At 44.5% G+C, this 18,802-nt stretch carries 13 protein-coding genes and 1 pseudogene; 10 read left to right on the plus strand and 4 right to left on the minus strand.

Annotated elements, in window-relative coordinates:
* Window positions 1-74: 74 nt before the first annotated feature.
* The 8 genes and pseudogenes from D0T87_RS25160 to rodA form a co-directional block, all read left to right on the plus strand.
* Window positions 75-314: pseudogene (locus tag D0T87_RS25160) on the plus strand (ABC transporter ATP-binding protein); the annotation flags it as partial.
* 10 nt (window positions 315-324) lie between these two features.
* Window positions 325-2,358, plus strand: coding sequence for a M13 family metallopeptidase (locus D0T87_RS17475; protein ID WP_163176410.1), 2,034 nt, complete (start codon window positions 325-327; stop codon window positions 2,356-2,358).
* A 159-nt stretch (window positions 2,359-2,517) separates the two neighbouring features.
* On the plus strand, window positions 2,518-4,041 hold the full coding sequence (gene purH, locus D0T87_RS17480) for a bifunctional phosphoribosylaminoimidazolecarboxamide formyltransferase/IMP cyclohydrolase (protein WP_163176411.1): 1,524 nt from the start codon (window positions 2,518-2,520) through the stop codon (window positions 4,039-4,041).
* A gap of 112 nt (window positions 4,042-4,153) precedes the next feature.
* Entirely contained in the window at window positions 4,154-5,176 is a 1,023-nt protein-coding gene (locus tag D0T87_RS17485) for a rod shape-determining protein (RefSeq protein ID WP_163176412.1), read from the plus strand.
* Between the two features lie 80 nt (window positions 5,177-5,256).
* Window positions 5,257-6,102 (plus strand): rod shape-determining protein MreC, encoded by an 846-nt coding sequence (gene mreC / locus D0T87_RS17490; RefSeq protein WP_163176413.1) that lies wholly within the window; start codon window positions 5,257-5,259, stop codon window positions 6,100-6,102.
* Complete coding sequence (gene mreD / locus D0T87_RS17495; RefSeq protein WP_163176414.1) at window positions 6,099-6,593, plus strand: rod shape-determining protein MreD; 495 nt, start codon at window positions 6,099-6,101, stop codon at window positions 6,591-6,593. Before mreC ends, mreD begins: the two co-directional genes overlap by 4 nt.
* A gap of 2 nt (window positions 6,594-6,595) precedes the next feature.
* Window positions 6,596-8,470, plus strand: coding sequence for a penicillin-binding protein 2 (gene mrdA, locus D0T87_RS17500; protein WP_163176415.1), 1,875 nt, complete (start codon window positions 6,596-6,598; stop codon window positions 8,468-8,470).
* The gene (gene rodA / locus D0T87_RS17505; protein ID WP_163176416.1) at window positions 8,451-9,905 is read left to right on the plus strand and encodes a rod shape-determining protein RodA; all 1,455 of its coding nucleotides are present in this window, start codon (window positions 8,451-8,453) and stop codon (window positions 9,903-9,905) included. The genes mrdA and rodA overlap by 20 nt, the downstream gene beginning before the upstream one ends.
* Here the strand turns inward: rodA and gldH are convergent.
* From gldH to metF, 4 genes are all read right to left on the minus strand, one after another.
* Entirely contained in the window at window positions 9,900-10,376 is a 477-nt protein-coding gene (gldH, locus tag D0T87_RS17510; RefSeq protein ID WP_163176417.1) for a gliding motility lipoprotein GldH, read from the minus strand. The two genes, rodA and gldH, sit on opposite strands and share 6 nt — an antisense overlap.
* The gene (locus tag D0T87_RS17515; protein ID WP_163176418.1) at window positions 10,373-11,743 is read right to left on the minus strand and encodes a regulatory iron-sulfur-containing complex subunit RicT; all 1,371 of its coding nucleotides are present in this window, start codon (window positions 11,741-11,743) and stop codon (window positions 10,373-10,375) included. Before D0T87_RS17515 ends, gldH begins: the two co-directional genes overlap by 4 nt.
* Window positions 11,744-11,810: 67 nt before the next feature.
* A complete protein-coding gene (locus tag D0T87_RS17520; protein ID WP_163176419.1) occupies window positions 11,811-12,935 on the minus strand; it encodes a DNA polymerase III subunit delta in 1,125 nt (374 codons plus the stop codon).
* Window positions 12,936-12,937: 2 nt separating this feature from the next.
* Window positions 12,938-13,891: a methylenetetrahydrofolate reductase [NAD(P)H] gene (gene metF / locus D0T87_RS17525; protein ID WP_163176420.1), complete on the minus strand. Its 954-nt coding sequence runs from the start codon at window positions 13,889-13,891 to the stop codon at window positions 12,938-12,940.
* A gap of 1,126 nt (window positions 13,892-15,017) precedes the next feature.
* Here metF and D0T87_RS17530 point away from each other — a divergent pair.
* The gene (locus D0T87_RS17530) at window positions 15,018-16,691 is read left to right on the plus strand and encodes a DUF4493 domain-containing protein (protein ID WP_163176421.1); all 1,674 of its coding nucleotides are present in this window, start codon (window positions 15,018-15,020) and stop codon (window positions 16,689-16,691) included.
* A 26-nt stretch (window positions 16,692-16,717) separates the two neighbouring features.
* Window positions 16,718-18,637, plus strand: coding sequence for a S8 family serine peptidase (locus D0T87_RS17535; protein ID WP_163176422.1), 1,920 nt, complete (start codon window positions 16,718-16,720; stop codon window positions 18,635-18,637).
* Window positions 18,638-18,802 lie beyond the last annotated feature (165 nt).

Raw genomic sequence — 18,802 nt, forward strand, 5'->3', positions numbered from 1 at the left:
GGGAGAAGGCTGCGCAATCAGATCTGCAGGCTAACTCCCTCTCCTTTGGAGAGGGTCGGGGTGAGGCTGCTCGGTCATACGCCGCCCAGAAAGAACTGAATAAAAAACAGAAGAAGCTGGAAAAACAGGTGGCAGATTGCGAGACGGCTATTGAAGAAACCGAATCGGCCATTGCTATACTAGAGGCCAGGATGGCTACTCCCGAAGGATCGTCCGATATGGCATTGTATGAGAAACACCAGAAACTCAAACAACAACTTGATGAGGCGGTTGAAGAGTGGGAGCAGGTGTCAATGGAACTGGAAAATCTCTAAATGATTCTATATGAAACAAAAACATTATTTACCAATCCTTGCATTATGTCTTATGAGTACAGGATGTAACAGCCCCAAGGAAGCTCCGTTAACTCCGGGCATCCAGTTTGCTAATCTTGACACAACTGCCCTTCCGGGCACAGACTTCTATCAATACGTATGTGGCGGATGGATGAAGAACAATCCATTGACTGCCGAATATGCGCGCTTCGGTTCTTTCGACCAATTGGCAGAGAACAACCGTGTACAACTGCATGGCCTTATCGAGGAGTTGGCTGCTGCTTCACATGAAGCCGGAACCGTTGCCCAGAAAGTAGGCGACCTGTACAATATCGCTATGGATAGTGTGAAGTTGAACGCCGACGGTGCCGCCCCTATTAAAGCAGAACTTGATAAACTGGGTGCTATAAAAGATAAAAAAGAAATCTACCCTGCAATAGCCGAAATGCAAACACGGGGTATGAGCCCTTTCTTTGCCGTTTATGTGAGTGCCGACGATATGAACAGCTCAATGAATATTGTACACACCTATCAAAGCGGTCTGGGAATGGGCGAACGTTCTTATTATCTGGAACAAGACGATAAAATCAAAAATATCCGCGCCAAATACGAAGAACATATCGTAAAAATGTTCCTTTTGGCAGGTTTCGATGAAAGCGCAGCTACGAAAGCTCAGAAAGCGATCATGAACATCGAAACCCGGTTGGCTAAAGTGGCTCGCTCGCGTGTTGACCTGCGTAACCCTTATGCTAACTACAATAAGATGACTGTTGAGGCTTTGAAGAAAGATTACACTCCTTTCGATTGGGATGCTTTTCTGACTACTGTCGGATTGGGGAACCTGCAAGAACTGAGCATTGGACAGCCTGACGGAATTAAAGAAACATGCAAGATCATTCAGTCTGAATCATTAACCGATTTGATCACTTATCTGCAATGGAAACTAATCTCTGCCTCTGCATCTTACCTAAGCGATAATTTTGTAGATCAACAATTCGATTTCTTTGGTAAAACCATGTCCGGAAGACAAGAACTTCAACCTCGTTGGAAGCGTGCAGTATCGGTTGTTGACGGTTCTTTAGGCGAAGCTGTTGGGCAGATGTACGTAGAAAAATATTTCCCTCCTGCTGCTAAAGAACGTATGGTGACACTTGTGAAAAACCTACAAGTCTCATTGGGCGAACGCATCAATGCATTGGACTGGATGAGCGGCGAAACCAAAGTGAAGGCACAGGAAAAACTTTCTACATTCCACGTGAAGATCGGTTATCCTGATAAGTGGAAAGACTATACCGCATTGGAAGTTAAGGATGACTCTTACTGGGCTAATGTAAATCGGGCTAACGTTTTTGAGTTTAATGAAATGCTGGCCAAAGCTGGAAAACCAGTGGATAAAGATGAGTGGTTAATGAATCCTCAGATGGTAAATGCATATTACAATCCGACAACGAACGAAATCTGTTTCCCTGCCGGAATCCTGCAATATCCATTCTTCGATATGAATGCCGATGATGCTTTCAATTACGGTGCAATCGGTGTGGTGATTGGGCATGAAATGACTCATGGTTTCGACGATCAGGGCCGTCAATACGATAAAGATGGTAACCTGAAAGACTGGTGGACAGAGGAAGATGCTAAGAATTTTGAAGCGCGTGCCGATGTGATGGTTAAGTTCTTCGATAACATTGAAGTAGCTCCCGGCGTACATGCAAACGGACGTTTCACGTTAGGCGAAAATATAGTCGATTATGGTGGCTTGCAAGTCTCCTTCCAGGCGTTTAAAACGGCAACTGCTAATGCACCGTTGGAAGACAAGTTGGGCTTTACTCCCGAACAGCGTTTCTTCCTGGCCTATGCCAATGTCTGGGCAGGAAATATCCGCCCGGAAGAGATTCTTCGCCGTACAAAAGATGACCCGCACTCGTTGGGCAAATGGCGTGTTAACGGAGCCCTTCCGCATATCCCTGCATGGTATGAAGCATTCGGTATTACGGAGAAAGATTCGATGTTCGTTCCGATGGCCGAACGTGTGCATATTTGGTAATTCATTCAGTTGAAAGTTGAAAATTGAAAGTTGAAAGTTAACTTTGCAGATAATGTTGTTAATCTATTCATAATCTGCAATTAATTTTCAACTTTCAACTTTCAACTTTCAACTTTAGTTAGTAACTTTGCGCATCTTTAAAATTTAACGCGCGTATAAATGTCTGAAACTAAAAGAATAAAAACCGCTCTCGTGTCGGTTTACCATAAGGAAGGATTGGATGAAATTATAACCAAACTTCACGAAGAAGGAGTAGAGTTTTTGTCAACCGGAGGTACCCGGCAGTTTATTGAATCATTAGGTTATCCGTGCAAAGCGGTAGAAGACCTTACCACATACCCCTCTATCTTGGGTGGAAGAGTGAAAACCCTTCATCCTAAAGTTTTTGGAGGAATCCTGTGTCGCCGTTCGAACGAACAGGACATGCAACAAATCGAAAAATACGAAATCCCTGAAATAGACCTTGTTATTGTAGACCTTTATCCGTTCGAAGCAACTGTTGCTTCCGGAGCAGAGGAATCGGCTATCATCGAAAAGATTGATATAGGCGGTATCTCATTGATCCGTGCGGCAGCAAAAAACTACAATGACGTGATTATCGTAGCTTCCCAGCACCAGTACAAGCCGTTGCTTGATATGCTGATGGAACATGGAGCTACTTCAACACTCGAAGAGCGCCGTTGGATGGCTAAAGAAGCATTCGCCGTTTCTTCGCACTACGATTCGGCTATCTTTAATTACTTTGATGCTGAAGAAGGTTCGGCTTTCCGTAGTACAGCCAACGATCAGAAGGCGCTTCGTTACGGAGAAAACCCACACCAGAAAGGATACTTCTACGGAAATCTGGAGGCGATGTTCGACCAGATTCACGGAAAAGAAATTTCATATAACAACCTGCTCGATATCAATGCAGCAGTTGAACTTATCGACGAATTTGAAGAAACCACTTTTGCTGTACTGAAACATAACAACGCTTGCGGTTTGGCTTCACGCCCAACCGTACTCGATGCATGGAAAGATGCATTGGCCGGCGATCCGGTTTCGGCGTTCGGTGGTGTATTGGTGACCAATGCTGTGATTGATAAAGAAACAGCAGAAGAAATCAATAAAATCTTCTTTGAAGTTATCATCGCTCCTGACTATGATGTGGCAGCACTTGAGATATTGGGACAAAAGAAAAACCGTATCATCCTTGTACGCAAAGAGGCCAAGTTACCTAAAAAGCAATTCCGCTCACTCTTGAATGGCGTTTTAGTTCAGGAAAGAGACTTAAATATTGAAACCATCGCCGATCTGAAAGTCGTTACGGAAAAAGAACCGACTCCGGATGAAGTAGAAGATATGTTGTTTGCTAACAAGATCGTGAAGAACAGTAAATCCAACGCAATCGTACTAGCCAAAGGAAAGCAATTGATTGCCAGCGGCGTAGGACAAACATCACGTGTAGATGCATTGAAACAGGCGATTGAAAAAGCAAAATCATTTGATTTTAGTCTGGAAGGAGCAGTGATGGCTTCGGACGCATTCTTCCCATTTCCCGACTGCGTGGAGATTGCGGATAAAGAGGGAGTGACAGCAGTTATCCAGCCAGGAGGCTCTGTAAAAGACAACCTGACGATCGACTATTGTAACGAACACGGTGTCGCAATGGTGACCACAGGTATTCGTCATTTTAAACACTAACATTAATTTTGAATTTTGAATTATAAATTATGAGTAGACTGCGTATTAGCTTAAATCGTATGGTTTGTCATAATTCAAAATTCAAAATTTAAAATTCAAAATTAAAAAAGACATGGGATTATTCTCTTTTACACAAGAAATAGCAATGGACCTTGGTACCGCCAACACCATTATCATAACGAATGGTAAGATTGTGGTGGATGAACCTTCGGTTGTTGCCCTCGACCGTCGCACAGACAAGATGATAGCAGTGGGTGAAAAGGCAAAGATGATGCACGAAAAGACCCACGAAAACATACGTACCATCCGTCCGCTTCGCGACGGTGTAATTGCCGACTTCTACGCTTGCGAGCAGATGATGCGCGGTTTGATCAAACGGGTGAACTCACGTAACCACTTTTTCTCACCATCACTTCGTATGGTGATCGGTGTTCCTTCGGGAAGTACGGAAGTAGAGCTTCGTGCGGTTCGCGACTCGGCCGAGCATGCCGGAGGACGCGATGTGTATTTGCTCTTCGAACCTATGGCTGCGGCTATTGGTATCGGTATTGATGTAGAAGCGCCCGAAGGTAACATGATTGTTGATATAGGTGGTGGTTCTACTGAAATCGCTGTGATTTCTTTAGGTGGTATTGTTTCAAATAACTCCATCCGTATTGCAGGCGATGATCTGACTGCCGATATTCAGGAATATATGAGCCGTCAGCACAATGTGAAAGTCAGTGAGCGTATGGCAGAACGCATTAAGATAAATGTAGGCGCTGCATTGACCGAGCTGGGTGACGATGCTCCGGAAGATTATATCGTTCATGGTCCTAACCGTATCACCGCACTTCCAATGGAAGTACCGGTATGCTATCAGGAAGTGGCGCACTGTCTTGAAAAGTCTATTTCTAAGATAGAGACTGCCATCCTGAGCGCATTGGAGAATACACCTCCTGAACTTTATGCTGATATTGTTCATAATGGTATCTATCTGGCAGGTGGTGGAGCGCTACTCCGTGGTTTGGACAAGCGTTTGACAGACAAAATTAATATCCCATTCCATATTGCAGAAGACCCACTTCATGCTGTAGCCAAAGGTACAGGTATCGCATTGAAAAACGTGGATCGCTTCTCATTCTTAATGAGATAGATATAACTTGCTCTCTTGCCGTCGGTTTTAACCGACGGATTTATTTTATAGAGGGCTTTTGCCCTTACTTCTAGCATGCCATGCGGAATTTATTAGATTTTCTTATAAAATATAATCATTGGTTCCTCTTCATCTTTTTGGAGGTGGTTTGCCTGCTCCTGTTGTTTCGTTTCAATCACTATCAGCAGGGGGTGTTCTTTACCTCTGCCAATGTAGTGACCGGGAAAGTCTATGAGATATCTGGTGGAATTACTTCTTATTTTCACCTGAAGTCGACAAATGAAGCTCTGCTTGACCGTAATTTGGTTCTAGAGCAGCAAATCACTCAATTGGAGGATGCTTTAAAAACATATCATGCCGATTCACTGAAGATTCTTAGCATTAAGAATACTCCAATGGGCGATTATGAAATCTTTAAGGCAAATGTAATCAATAACAGTTTGACCAACGCCGATAATTATATCACTCTGGATAAAGGCGAAAATGACGGTATCCGTCCCGAAATGGGAGTGGTAGATGCCAATGGCGTGGTAGGTATTGTTTATATGACCTCATCCCATTATTCGGTTGTTATCTCGCTGCTCAATAGTAAATCAAATATTAGTTGTAAGATCATGGGAAGTGAGTACTTCGGCTATCTGAAATGGGAACATGGAGACTCAAAGTATGCTTATCTGAAAGATTTGCCTCGCCATGCGGCATTTAATCTGGGTGATACGGTGGTAACCAGTGGATACTCTACCGTTTTCCCTGCCGGCGTTATGGTCGGTACGGTAGATGATATGTCCGATTCGCACGACGGACTTTCCTATCTGTTGAAAGTAAAACTGGCTACGGATTTCGGAAAAGTAAATGCCGTACGTATCCTTGCACGAACGGGACAACAAGAGCAATTAGAATTGGAAAAGAAAGCTGCTAAACAATGATCATAAGCTATATACATAAAATATTCTGGTTCACCGGATTGGTACTTCTGCAAGTTCTTATCCTGAACAATGTGCATATAGCCGGATATGCCACCCCTTTCCTCTACATCTATTTCATCTTGCGATTGGAATCGAATACTTCCAGGAATGAAGCTATGTTGTGGGGATTTGCATTGGGGTTGTGTATTGATGTCTTCTCGAATACTCCCGGGATGAATGCCGCGGCAACCGTTATGCTTGCCTTTGTGCGCCCGATATTCCTTCGGTTATTTACTCCGCGCGATAATCAGGAAATATTGCCTTCACTGAAGAACCTCGGATTTTCATCCTATGTAAAATACCTTTTAGTGGCTGTATTTACGCATCACATGATGTTGTATACCATAGCCTTTTTCTCGTTCTCGGATATTCAAACACTATTAATAAGAATAGTTAGCAGTACAGTGTTAACTGTTGCCTGTATTCTGGCTATTGACGGTATAAGGAATTAAGGATGGCTAAAAACTATACGCTGGAAAAACGGAAGTTTGTCATAAGTGGTATCGTTGTTGTAGCGGTACTCATTTTTTGCCTGCGGTTATTCGACCTGCAGATCCTCTCCGACGACTATAAAAAGAATGCTGACAGTAATGCTTTCTTGAATAAAACACAATACCCTTCGCGTGGTGCGATGTATGACCGTACGGGTAAACTCTTGGTTTTTAATCAGCCGGCATATGATATTACGGTGGTTATGAAAGAAATCAGCCAACTGGATACGCTTGATTTTTGCAGAACACTCAACATTACTCCTACTTATTTCAAGAAGCGTATGTCCGACATTCGGGACAAACGCCAGAACCCCGGTTACTCTCGTTATACGCATCAGGTATTTATGACTCAGCTGTCTGCCGAAGAAACCGGAGTGTTTCAGGAAAAGCTTTTTAAATTTCCAGGGTTCTATATACAACGCCGTACCATTCGTCAATATACCTACAACTCTGCTGCACATGCTTTGGGCGATATTGCCGAGGTTTCTATGAAGGATATTGAAGCTGATGACTATTATGTCCGGGGTGACTATATCGGTAAGCAGGGAATAGAAAAGTCTTATGAGCAATATCTTCGTGGTGAGAAAGGGGTAGAAGTATTGTTGAGAGATGCGCATGGGCGTATTCAAGGGCACTATATGGATGGAGAGTTTGATAAGAAACCTGTGCCGGGTAAGAATCTGACACTGAGTCTTGATATTGAGCTACAGATGTTGGCCGAAGAACTGATGCAGAACAAACTCGGTAGTATTGTGGCTATTGAACCCGAAACCGGCGAGATTCTTTGTTTTGTATCTGCTCCTTCTTACGATCCTTCTACTATGGTAGGGCGTCAGCGTGGAGCAAACCATAACCTTTTAGCGCAGGACCCTCAGAAGCCGTTGTTTAATCGTGCATTGATGTCGGGTACTCCTCCGGGATCTACTTTCAAGACAGCACAAGGGTTGGTATTCTTGCAAGAAGGCATAGTCGATACAAACACTACTTTCCCCTGTTATGGCAAGAGTGGTTTCGTGGTTGGCGGATTAAGTGTTGGCTGTCACGGGCATGCTTCGCCTATTCCGTTTATTCCATCTATCTCTACTTCCTGTAATGCCTATTATTGCTGGGGGCTTTATCGTATGATTGATAATAAGAAGAAGTACGGTTCCGCAGCCAATGCACTTACGGTTTGGAAAGATCATATGGTTTCTATGGGATTCGGTTATCCGCTTGGAGTTGACCTGCCTGGTGAAAAAAGAGGTTTGATACCCAATGCTCAATACTATAATAAGATACATGGTGAAGGTCGTTGGGGGGCGTTGCGTATCATTTCAACAGCCATCGGCCAGGGAGAGGTACTTCTTACTCCTATACAGATTGCTAATCTTGCCGCAACGATTGCTAATAGAGGTCACTTTATTACTCCGCATATCGTAAAGGAGATTGAAGATAACGAGTTGGATAGCATATATCGCTTTCCCCGTCATACAACTGTTGATAAAGCGTACTATGAGTATATCGTCGAAGGTATGCGTGGCGCGGTGATCGGTAGTGCATATGGTGCAACCTGCCGGGGAGCCAATATACCTGGTATTGAGGTTTGCGGTAAAACCGGTACGGCGCAGAATCGCGGTAAAGACCACTCTATCTTTATGGGGTTTGCTCCAATGGATAAGCCTAAGATTGCCGTGTCTGTTTATGTAGAGAATGGAGGTTTCGGTGCTACCTGGGCAGTGCCTATCGGTGCTTTGATGATTGAGAAATACCTGACCGGAAAGATTGCTCCCGAACGCGAATATAAGATAGATTATATCAAGAATGCTAATTTGATACCATATGACCTCCAGAAGCGTTAATCTTTGGAAAAGCCTGGATTGGGTAACCATCTGTATATATTTACTGCTGATCGTGGCGGGCTGGTTCAGTGTGTGCGGAGCCAGTTACGACTATGGAGAGAAAGATTTCTTCGATTTCTCTACCCGTGCCGGTAAGCAATTCGTTTGGATAATCTGCTCTTTTGGTCTTGCATTTATTCTGCTGATGTTGGAGGACAGCATGTATGATATGTTCTCGTATGTTGTTTATGCGGGTATGATCTTGTTGCTTATTGTCACGATCTTCATAGCTCCCGATGTGAAGGGATCGCGTTCGTGGCTTCAGATGGGACCTGTTAGTTTGCAACCGGCAGAATTTGCCAAATTTGCTACAGCACTGGCTCTGGCCAAGTACATGAATGCTTATACGTTTAGTATGAAGAAGATCAATAATGTGCTGGTTGTGGGATTAATTATTCTGCTTCCCATGTTGTTGATTATATTACAGAAAGAAACCGGGTCTGCTTTGGTTTATCTGGCTTTCTTTCTTGTTCTTTACCGGGAAGGTATGCCCGGTGTTGTTCTTTTCCTGGGTGTTTGCGCTATTATCTATTTTATTGTGGGCATACGCTTTGATGAGGTAATGATTCCCAATACGCCGACTCCTATCGGGCAGTTTGCTGTGCTTTCTTTGGTTATCCTTTTTTCAGCGGGAATGACCTGGATATTGTTGAAGAAGCCTAAACCGGCTCGCTATATTTTGTTGGTTAGCATACCTGTTTTGGCGCTTGCTTATTATATATCGCAACATGTTTCCTTCAACCTGATGTATGTTCTTTGGGGATTGTTGGTTGCTCTTCTTATTTACCTGATCTTCCTGACGATAAACGAACGTCAATGGAAGTATATCTGGATCATGGTTTTTGCTTTAGGTTCAACTCTCTTTTTATATTCCAGCGACTATGTATTTGACAGGGTGTTGGAACCACATCAGCAAATCCGTATAAAGGTTGTATTAGGAATGGAGGAAGACCTGGCTGGTGCCGGTTATAATGTGAACCAATCTAAGATTGCGATTGGCTCCGGGGGATTGACCGGAAAAGGTTTTTTGAATGGAACCCAGACTAAGCTGAAATATGTGCCCGAACAGGATACTGACTTTATTTTCTGTACAATTGGCGAAGAGCAGGGCTTTATCGGATCGGCGGGAGTGTTACTTCTATATCTTGTTCTGATTCTACGTTTAGTAACATTGGCAGAGCGACAGCGTTCCGCCTTTGGCAGAGTGTATGGATACTCTGTATTAAGTATCTTCCTCTTTCACTTGATAATCAATGTGGGGATGGTGCTTGGGCTGACTCCTGTTATTGGTATTCCATTGCCTTTCTTTAGCTATGGTGGCTCATCCTTGTGGGGCTTTACTATCCTTCTGTTTATCTTTCTGCGGATTGATGCGGGAAGAGGTCGTAGATTATAAGTTGAGTTTTTCTTTCTCGACCAGTATCCCAATATCATTAACGCCTATCAACTGTTCGTCCTGCATTTGGTGAATCACTTTGAATGTATAGGTGCCCGGAGCTACATAGTGGTTTCCAAGAGATACGGATGATTGATATAATCCGCCCCATCCGGAACCACTCCATCGGCCATCCTTGTCTGCCAGAATAAAGTTCAGGTCATAGTTTCGCCAGTTTGTGGAGTCCGGAATGTTATGTAGTAGCATGGCACTGAAATCCTGAAAAGGATAGTTGGTTTTGTTACGCAGCAGAAAGGTTATCTCTGCATTGCTTGCTACTGAATCTGTGATATGAAGATTGAGTAAAACCGTATCACTCTTAGCCCATCCTTCTGTTGGAAAATGGTGATAAGAGTGATATACTATATGGTCCGTACAGGAAGCCCATAATATAGAGATCAGGATCAGACAGATGCCTTTAAATTGTTTCATTCTCCCTGCTTTTTCTCTGCTTGCTTGGGTCTGTCGTTCCCGTTTCTGTTGTTATTATGGTTGCGGGGTCTGTCATTTCTTGGTGGCCTGTCTCCTCCGCGTTGTTTATTGTCTCGTTCCCGGTCGCGATCCCGGTCCCGACGTGGACGTTGTTGCTGGTTTTGCTGGCTCTGTTGTCCTTGTTGGCCTCCTTGCTGGGGTTGTTGTCCGTCGCCTGGTCCGTTCTTTTTCTTCTTTTTGCGGTTTCTGTCGCCTCTGTTTCCTTCGCCTCTTCCGCCTTCGGGTCTTCCACCTTCGGTTTTATTGCCACGACGTTTGTCGAAACGTGTCAGGCTTTCCTGTTCCAGTAGGTCGGTAGGCTTTTTGGGTGCCGGTTTGCTTTCTTCTTCCAGTAAACTGTCTGGTTTGACTCCTTTGCGGTTCATGCCGATAATTTCGAAAGCGCGCTTGCCGCTGATAGTGACCAGATTGGCAGCAAAGTTCTTGTCTGTGGAGTAGGATACGTGATTGCTTAGTATGTCTGCTTTGAAGAAATAGAATGTTCCGTCTTTGGTTTCCAGTTCGATTTCACGCGATGGCAGGCGTTTCTGTGCTTCTACGTAACAGTCTACCTCATAGTTGAGGCAACACTTAAGTTTGGCGCATTGTCCCGCCAGTTTTTGTGGATTGAGTGAGATATCCTGGTAACGTGCGGCGCTGGTGGATACGGATACGAAGCTGGTCATCCAGGTGGCGCAACAGAGTTCGCGGCCACAAGGACCGATTCCTCCGATTCGTCCGGCTTCCTGGCGTGCACCGATCTGTTTCATTTCAATACGTACCTTGAAAGTTTCTGCCAGCACTTTGATCAGTTGACGGAAGTCTACACGTTCGTCGGCAATATAGTAGAATATGGCTTTGTTTCCGTCGCCCTGGTATTCTACGTCGCCGATCTTCATGTTCAGGCTGAGGTTGAGTGCAATCTGGCGGGTGCGTATCATGGTGTCGTGCTCCTTGGCCTTTGCTTCGTGGAATTTCTCCATATCTACCGGCTTTGCTTTGCGATAGATGCGTTTGATTTCGACATCGGGCTTCAGGTTGGCTTTCTTCATTTGTAGCGGTACAAGTCTTCCGGTAAGTGTTACCACTCCTATATCATGTCCGGGGCTTGCTTCTACTGCCACTACATCGCCCTTTTCAAGCGTGATCTTGTTGCTGTTGCGGAAGTATCCTTTCCGGGTGTTCTTGAACTGAACTTCCACCATATCACTTTCTTCGGTATTGCCTGGTATATCGGCAAGCCAGTCGTAAGTGTTCAGTTTGTTATCTTGTCGGGAGCAGCCTTTGCAACATAGGTTGCCGCTTCCATTATGCAGTTTATAATCCATTTGTTTGAATTAAGTATTTATAATTTTGCGATCGGCACCCGCATAACTTGGGTGCAGCGCCTCGCTGCTATTGTTTTAATAGTACAATCATTTTGAGTGAGAAATCGAAAAAGACCATTTTGGCATTTACGTTTTGTTGTATATGCTTTTGGGCTTCGCTCATTTCGTCCATTAGTCCCATTACGTTTCGTTCGTTGATGAACGGGGCAAAACGCGTGGCGAAGTTCTGTTCGTCGAGCGTCATATATGTCAGGTTCGGATTGTGCAGGTTATGAATAAAGTTCTCCCTTACCATGCGCTGGCAGTACTCGAGGAAGCTTTTTTGGCGTTCCCGTCCCATGGCGGCTACCTGCTCGCTCCATGCTTTCATTTCTTTGATTTTGCGCTGATAGGATAAGCGCATCAGGCTGACGAAGAGGTCGAAGAATAGTTGTTTTTCTTCGTTCAGATGTATGGTTTCGAGCGCTTTAACAAAGTCGCCGTTTGCCAGATGGGCTATGGACTGACTTTCTCTGGGCTGTATGCCATATTTCTTTTCGAGAACTTGGGCGATGCTTTGTTCGTCTATTTTCTTCATATTGTAGCGTTGGGCACGGCTGAGGATTGTTCCCAGTACCATGTCCGGCGCTTCCGAGAGTAGTAAGAATACGGTTTTCTCGGGCGGTTCTTCAAGTAGCTTTAGTAGTTTGTTGGCACATACGGCATGCATTTTTTCGGGTAGCCATAGGATAACAAACTTGTATCCGCCTTGGCTTGATTTGAGACTTAGCTTGCGTACAATTTCATCGCTTTCTTTGGCGTATATAATGGCCTGCGAGTTTTCGGCACCCATTTCGTTCAGCCAATGGCTCAGTCCGAAGTAGGGGTTGTCGAGTACAAACCGCCGCCAATCGGCAATGTAGTCGTCGCAGACTTCTTTTTTCCCTTTTGCGCTTTTTACGATCGGGAAAACAAAGTGCACGTCGGGGTGTACCAGTTTGTTGAATTTGATGCAGGATGGGCAGGTGCCGCATGCGTCGGCTTCTCCGCGGTTGGTGCAACTGATAAACCGTGCGTATGCGATGGCAAGAGGAATCTTACCGATTCCTTCAGGTCCACAAATCAGTTGTGCATGGGGTATTCTTCCCTCATGTACTTCCTGAATAAGCTTTAGCTTAGCCGCCTCTTGTCCGATTACGTCCCTGAAAAACATACTTAATAAATTATTTTAGCTACATCCCTGATGCTGTCTACGGCGGCGATAGAGTAAAAATGGATGCTGGGCACTCCATGTTCCATCAGTTCCTTGCATTGATTGATGCACCATTCAACGCCTACCTGGCGTACTTCTTCGTCGTTTTTGCATTTAACCACTTCCCGGGTTAGTTCCTCGGGTAAGTCTACTTTAAATGTTTTAGGGATCATGCTGAGTTGGGCCATTCTTTTGAAAGGCTTGATGCCGGGTATGATCGGGATGTTTATTCCTGCTTTCCGGGCTTTATCTACAAACTCAAAGTATTTCCGGTTGTCGTAGAACAGTTGGGTTACGGCATATTCTGCCCCGGCTTCTACTTTCTTTTTCAACCAGTAGATGTCCGTATCGATGTTGGGAGCCTCTTCGTGTTTCTCCGGATAGCAGGCAACGCCGTACGAGAATGGGGTTGCGGTGACTTTCATCTCCGATCCGTCGACGAAGATGCCCTGATTAAACTGGTTGATCTGCTCCTGCAACTCTGTGGCATGCATATACCCGTCTGCTTCCGGTATAAATGCCGATTCGTGCTTTGCTTTATCGCCGCGCAATACCAGCAAATCGGTAACGCCCAGGAATTGAAGGTCCAATAGCACATATTCTGTTTCTTCGCGTGAGAAACCACTGCACAACAGATGAGGCACTACGGTGATGTTGTACTTGTTTCGAATGGCAGCGGCCACGGCAACGGTTCCCGGTCGACGGCGCAGCCGGTTGCGTTGGAACATCCGGTTTCCCATGTCCTTGTATACATACTCACTGCGGTGCGTGGTGATATTGATATACTTAGGGTCGAATTCCCGTAAGGCATCTATGGTTTCGTATAATTTGTCGATTCCGGTTCCTTTTAACGGGGGCAGAATCTCGTATGAGAAGGCTGTTCTCTCTGTATTGTGTATCAAGTCGATTACTTTCATCTTTATTTTTATGGTAATTACACAGATTCTCGCAAAAATACAAAAAAAGCCAGTAACTTCTTTGCGATATGGTATATTTATTGAGCGTCCGGCCTCATTTGACTTATTGATAGTGAAAGGCGGCTTTTGTTCGTTATTTGTCAGCCATTGGGCAGATTCCCTGAATCACTATTTCTTCAAATAGCTCCAACCACAAGCGCTACGGTTGAATTTTACCGGTTTTCGACCCGGATTCTTATAGAATTCCCTTCGAATTCCTATAGAATCCCGTTCAAGTTCCTATAGAATCCGGCTCGGATTCTTATGCAATTTGAACGGAATTCTTATGGAATCCGGAGGGAATACCTATGCAATTCCGGCTGAATGCCGGTTTGATCTTTGAAAAGGTGTGTAATTCCTGCCGGAAACGGCTTGTTTTTCTCTGGTTGCTCTGTATTGTTGTGCGTTTCTGATTTGTCTTTTTGTCCGGTTTTTATGTTGTTTTGCTTTCCTGTGTTTGCATTTGCTATAAGCAGATTTATCAAACGGTGTTGCTGCTGTCGCTAAAAACGGAATTCTGCTAACGTTTTGCGTTCTGTTAGTCTTGTTTCCTTGAAGAAAAGTTTGTGCTTCCTTGCCTTTGGTGTAAATAAGCCAATCTGAAAGAACAGAAATGTCAATTTGACAATTTGGTAAGTATTTGTGCTGCCGATACACCCTCTTAAACCGGTGGTGGTAGCCGGAGCACAAATCTGATACAAAAACAGTTTTGCCCGGTTTGAAATATCTTTATTAATGCCGAAATGCAGCAGAAAAGTTGAATAAAATTGTCATTTAAAAGTTTGGAATATCGGAATAACATTTCTAAATTGCACAAAATTTGAGCTTAAACCATTCAGGTAAAACTCCTTGCGTATTTTTCAGGTGTAAATTAGCCCTATTTTTATACATTTATTTGTAGTAAGGCTTAGTGTCAATCATGTCTGTTTTTGTGGTGGTTATTTAATCGTTACGATATTTCTGGTTTCTAACTATATATCGTTTAAGTAAATTATCTTTTATCATAGATAGTGTTCAACACGCTGTGGTAAAAAGAGTATTAAAAGAAAGTATAAACAAAATTTTAAAGAATAAATATTAAGCAATTATGAAAAGGCATTGTTTGTTAGCATTTGGAGTATTAATGATTTTAGTTGCTTGTTCGGAGAGCAAGGACGTTCTTTCGGACGAAAAAGCGACGTTGTATATTGCCTCATCCATCGAGGGAATAGAACTAACCGGAACGCGCGCAGAAGCGGATGTTAACCAGTTTACATTGATCCTGGAACACGAATCGAATCCGGAGGCGACAATCACCGGCGTGTTTTCCGATTTCCCCCATGGGCGGGTCGATGATGTGTCGGTAGGCGTTTATGAATTAACCCTGACTTCCCACCCAAATGGTTTCGTACCTGCATTCGAAGACCCCTGGTATGAAGGCATAAAGAATCCGGTACCCGTTCTGAGCGGAAGAACCAATATGGTAACAGTAGAGTGTGTACAGGCCAATGCCGGTATCACTTTTATTTACGACCCCTCTTTGGAAGCAGCCGGCTATGGCGATATCGTGCCGGAGATGAAACAAGATCATACCACCCTATACTTTGAAAACGGCAACCGGGAAGCAAAAGCTTATTTCCACCCCAAACAAGTTGAGCTGAGGATTAAACATGGAGATGAGTACCTGAAAATCGGTGGTAAAGAAGTACAACTTCTAGATCTGGGAAAAGAACAACTGTGGGAAACAACCTTGAAGGCATCGCAAATCACCGGCGGATTGTCAATTATTGCTACAGTAAAAGTGATAAGTTCACCTACGCATTTTGTAGAATTTGAGCTGGGCGATAACGATCTGGTTACACTGACCGGTCTTAAAATCGGTGCCCATACCTCTTCGTTCCTGGCTACGGGCAAGGACGTTACTGCTCTGAAATATGGACTGTTTCCTACCGCATCGCTTGAGTTTATGCTTAACCTCATGTCGCCGGAAGAATTTATGGCGAGAAACGGCAGTGATCTGGCTACCGGCTATCTGGCGCAACTCAACACAGCCGAAGGTTTGCTTATGAATTTCGATGCAATGGCGTCTCTCACAGAATACTCATTGATGGTTATGCCCACCCAGAACGGCATAAGCAAGATACAGCGTTACGACTTTGTCTCTGCCGAAGGTATTGAACCCGACCCCGACCAAAGTGCCGACGGACCAATCATTCCGGGTGTCTATTACCAGGATATCTATCAGGCAATGGTCGATGGTGAGTACGTTGACCCCTATGAAAATGAAGTTTTGGTAACTAAAGCCAAACAAGAAAACACGTACATCGTCAGCGGTCTTTTCCTGATGGGAGATGTTGAGATGGTGGCCAAATATAACGAGAAAACCGGGAAACTCATTTTTACCGGACAAGATGTTTATGAATACGATATGTTCAACGATATTGCATTTATACTGGACGACGGTGCACTGTATGCCGGAATCTACCTGACCGACGGTGAAAATCCGGTGGATGAACTGGTATTCACTGTCGAAGACCGTAAATTAAGTACAGCAGCCACGGTCATGGAATTCCACACTTTTGATGTTTTCACAGAAGAAGACCTGGGCTGGCTGGAAATCTCTCCGTTGAATAATCCGTTCAGAGATTTCAGTACAGCAGTTAACAAATCCCCTCTATCGCGGGGTAAACTCTCTAAATCCAAGCAGATATCTACTCGTCCTGCTTCTTCAAAAGTGAAGGGAAAGACCATATTGCGCTCCTCCGTCACTGTATTGAAATAAAAGAATGATGCATTAAAACTGCTTTTATGAGGAAAATACTTTCGATTTTATCAATTGCTTTGTTCCTGGCCTTAAACTCGTGTAGCGAACACCCTGCGGAGTATACGGAGCCTGTGCCTGAACCCAAAGTTGATATGGCTTCTCTTTCGGGGAGGCAGGTGCAAGCCGGCCGGCTGATCGTTAAGTTGAAAGAAGAACCCTCTTCAACAGAAGCATTTACCCGTGCATCGGGCATTGATATCCGTAAAATGGAGCGTGTGTTTCCGCATGCCGGAGAGTTTGAGGAACGCTCTCGCGCTGCCGGGCTCCATTTATGGTATGTCGTTGAGTATGACGAATCGGTAGCTACTACCCGTGCTGCCGGAGAATTATCGCTTCTTGATAATGTATCGGTGATTGAACCCGTTATCCCGGTCAGGAAAACGGGCTCCGGTACCTTCCGGAAGTTCAATGAAGGTGAAATAGCTCAGTTCAAACAAACATCCGAAAATTATATTTTCAACGACGCCTATACCTATGCCCAGTGGAATTTTGAGAACAACGGCAGCCTGGAAGGTTCACTAGCAGGTGCCGATATCCGCCTGTTCGATGCCTGGGAGTTTACTACCGGCCACCCCGATGTGATTGTCTGCGTGGTAGATGGAGGTATTGATTATGCCCATGAGGACCTGGCGGCTAATATGTGGGTCAATAAAGCAGAGCAGAATGGTGTAGACAGCCACGATGACGATGCAAACGGCTATGCGGACGATATATATGGTTTTAATTTCGTTACCGGCAAAGCCATTGAACCCACCTTGCATGGCAGTCATGTTGCCGGGATTATTGGTGCTGTAAATAATAACCATATCGGTGTGTCGGGCATTGCAGGTGGCGATGGCACTCCCGATAGTGGAGTCCGTTTGATGAATTGCCAGATCTACCTTGATAATGAAGAAGGAGAGAAGTCGGCAACAAACTATTACGCTGCCGCTGCTATTAAATATGGTGCCGATAACGGCGCTGTGATTAGCCAGAACAGCTGGGGATTTGATGTCGGTACAGTATCTGCTACCCCTCAGCTCATCCAGGAAGCCATTGCTTATTTTATAACCAACGCCGGTATGGATAAATCGGGCAATCAGGTTGGCCCCATGAAGGGCGGACTAGTTGTTTTTGCTGCCGGCAATGACGATGTAATGATTCCTACCTTCCCCGCATCAGATGACAATGTAATATCTGTAGCTGCTATGGGGTTCAATTATAAAAGAGGTACCTATTCCAATTATGGCTCTACCGTCGACATCGTAGCCCCTGGTGGCGAGATTGGCTTCTCGGCATCTGCCGGCATTCTGAGTACCTGCGGCGGATGGAATGGCTCCGGGGTGGTGACCAATGCTTATTATTATATGGATGGCACTTCAATGGCCTGCCCTCACGTGTCCGGTGTAGCTGCTCTTCTTATATCTAAATATGGTGTGGAACAACGGGGATTGACGCCGGCTCAATTAAAAGAGATGCTTTATGCGTCTGTATATGACATCTCCGCATATAACCCCGGCTATCAGGGAATGCTTGGCATTGGCGCGCTGGACGCTTCAAAAGCCTTTCTTGGTGGTGTGATAATCCCTCCAACGCCTCCCGTGCTCTTAAAACCATTGCCTGATTTAGCCTTCTACAAAACCAATGATTCACGAACGTTGACGCTAAGCGATTACTTTGCATCTACCCAAGCAGATAGAGAATTAACCTTCCGGATATCAACAATATCAAACCTGGTGTCGCTGACGCTTACTGATAATCAGCTTAAAATCTCTTCAGTGGGGTATGGAAAGTCATCTGTAACCGTTACTGCTGTAGATTCCAGCGGATTGGAAACGGAAGCAATCCTCCTTGTGTCATGTTATTCCAGAACAGTCAGACCAGATAGGCCCGGCTTTTGGACTGAAGTGAATGATTTGGAATAGTTGTTTTTGTGAGAGTCTATTTTTATGGCTCCTCATTATCAGCTCCTTATCTTTTTTCTTTCATTCTTCTTCAATTATTTCTTGTTATAATTTGGTTTGTATTCCAAAAGTCTCTACTTTTGCACCCGCTTTGTGAGAGAACAAAGCCGGATGTTTTTGACAAAT

Source organism: Bacteroides sp. 51 (genome assembly GCF_010500965.1).
GTDB lineage: Bacteria > Bacteroidota > Bacteroidia > Bacteroidales > Bacteroidaceae > Bacteroides.

Excerpts from the sequence above, each read along its gene's own strand:
- mreD (WP_163176414.1), top strand. The coding sequence starts at position 6,099 with ATGATCATAAGCTATATACATAAAATATTCTGGTTCACCGGATTGGTA.
- metF (WP_163176420.1), bottom strand. The coding sequence starts at position 13,891 with ATGAAAGTAATCGACTTGATACACAATACAGAGAGAACAGCCTTCTCA.
- gldH (WP_163176417.1), bottom strand. The coding sequence starts at position 10,376 with ATGAAACAATTTAAAGGCATCTGTCTGATCCTGATCTCTATATTATGG.
- mreC (WP_163176413.1), top strand. The coding sequence starts at position 5,257 with ATGCGGAATTTATTAGATTTTCTTATAAAATATAATCATTGGTTCCTC.
- D0T87_RS17515 (WP_163176418.1), bottom strand. The coding sequence starts at position 11,743 with ATGGATTATAAACTGCATAATGGAAGCGGCAACCTATGTTGCAAAGGC.
- D0T87_RS17475 (WP_163176410.1), top strand. The coding sequence starts at position 325 with ATGAAACAAAAACATTATTTACCAATCCTTGCATTATGTCTTATGAGT.
- D0T87_RS17520 (WP_163176419.1), bottom strand. The coding sequence starts at position 12,935 with ATGTTTTTCAGGGACGTAATCGGACAAGAGGCGGCTAAGCTAAAGCTT.
- rodA (WP_163176416.1), top strand. The coding sequence starts at position 8,451 with ATGACCTCCAGAAGCGTTAATCTTTGGAAAAGCCTGGATTGGGTAACC.
- D0T87_RS17485 (WP_163176412.1), top strand. The coding sequence starts at position 4,154 with ATGGGATTATTCTCTTTTACACAAGAAATAGCAATGGACCTTGGTACC.
- purH (WP_163176411.1), top strand. The coding sequence starts at position 2,518 with ATGTCTGAAACTAAAAGAATAAAAACCGCTCTCGTGTCGGTTTACCAT.
- mrdA (WP_163176415.1), top strand. The coding sequence starts at position 6,596 with ATGGCTAAAAACTATACGCTGGAAAAACGGAAGTTTGTCATAAGTGGT.
- D0T87_RS17530 (WP_163176421.1), top strand. The coding sequence starts at position 15,018 with ATGAAAAGGCATTGTTTGTTAGCATTTGGAGTATTAATGATTTTAGTT.
- D0T87_RS17535 (WP_163176422.1), top strand. The coding sequence starts at position 16,718 with ATGAGGAAAATACTTTCGATTTTATCAATTGCTTTGTTCCTGGCCTTA.